Below are 1451 nucleotides of genomic sequence, written 5' to 3'. Positions count from 1 at the left end.
GAGACCGCCGAAAATTCTGTGTAATCGACGTTCCCCGACAGTATGAAAATCTTCGACTGAGTCAAGAATGAGATCAAACATTCAAGACGAAGGAGACGAAGATTATGCAGTCAGTACCACAGGATTTATTGAAGGAATACGTTCAGAGCCAACACTTCACCAGCACGACGGAGATCCTGGCGGCCATGAAGGAAATGTTCCGGGATGTCATCCAGACCGTCATGGAAGTGGAGATGGACGAGGAGCTTGGTCGCGAGCGCTGTGAGCGGTCAGACGAGCCGGAGGGCACCCCCAGAAACTACCGCAACGGCTACACGAAGAAGACCGTCAAGACCCAGCTGGGCGAGGTGGACATCAAGGTTCCCCGGGACCGGAACGGCTCCTTCGAGCCCAAGATCATCGGCAAGTATGACCGGAATGCGGACGGGATGGAGGATAAGATTCTGGCGCTGTACGCCTGCGGCATGAGCCAACGGGATATCGCCGAGCAGATCAAGGAACTGTACGGCGTGGAGATCTCTCCGGAGCTGGTAACGAAGATCAGTGAAAAGATCATGCCGGAGGTCACAGCCTGGCAGAATCGTCCTCTGGAGCCGGTGTATCCGTTTGTGTTCATGGACGCCATTCACTATAAAGTGCGGGAGGACCGGCGGTATGTGACCAAAGCAGCCTATGTGGTTCTGGGTGTCACCATGGACGGCAGGAAGGACATCCTGGGCGTCTGGATCGGAGAGCACGAAAACAGCAAATTCTGGCTGAATGTGCTGAATGACCTCAAAAGCAGGGGTGTTTTGGATGTATATCTGTTCTGCACGGACGGCCTGTGTGGGATGATGCAGGCTATTGAGGCCGTCTTCCCGAAAAGTCGGCTGCAGCGCTGCATCGTCCACCAGGTGCGCAGTTCCACCAGATATGTCAGCTACAAGGACATCAAGAAAGTCGTTGCGGATCTGAAGAAGATCTACGGTGCCGTCACACTGGAGGAAGCCGAAAAAAATCTGCAGGCCTTCGCGGAGACCTGGCGTAAGCAGTACCCCTCCTGCGTGAAAAGCTGGGAGGAAAACTGGCCGGTTTTAAGCACATTCTTCGAATACCCCGTTGAGATTCGGAAAATCATATACACGACGAACATCATCGAGGGCCTGAACCGCCAGTTCCGGCAGATCACGAAGAACAAGCCCTCCTTCACGAACGACGACTCCCTGCGCCGGATGCTGTATCTGGCCTCCCAGAGTATCGTGAAGCACTGGCACGCCAGATGTCAAAACTGGGATCTGGTGCTCAGCCAGCTGGAGATCATGTTCGCTGACCGAGCCGTTGGCTGACTCCCTTGTCCTAGTATGCCACAGCGGCCAGAACGGCATTCACGCCGTGCCGGCGCGCATACCGCTCTGACCACCATGGCTTTCGGTAATCAAGGGATTCAGGCCAGAATCCGCCCTGCTTTCCAG

Annotated in this window: 1 protein-coding gene; it reads left to right on the top strand. The window is 55.1% G+C overall.

Annotated elements, in window-relative coordinates; all coding sequences use genetic code 11:
- Positions 1–104 precede the first annotated feature (104 nt).
- A complete protein-coding gene (locus NE547_RS17860) occupies positions 105–1325 on the top strand; it encodes an IS256 family transposase (protein ID WP_256176614.1) in 1221 nt (406 codons plus the stop codon).
- Positions 1326–1451 lie beyond the last annotated feature (126 nt).

The organism is Flavonifractor sp. DFI.6.63 (assembly GCF_024462255.1).
Lineage (GTDB): Bacteria > Bacillota > Clostridia > Oscillospirales > Oscillospiraceae > Lawsonibacter_A > Lawsonibacter_A hominis.
The sequence above is the reverse complement of the archived record's forward strand: the minus strand, read 5'-3'. Positions and strand labels throughout refer to the sequence as shown.

What these genes read in the sequence shown, in the direction of transcription:
- NE547_RS17860 (WP_256176614.1), top strand. Translation starts at nt 105, where the DNA reads ATGCAGTCAGTACCACAGGATTTATTGAAGGAATACGTTCAGAGCCAA.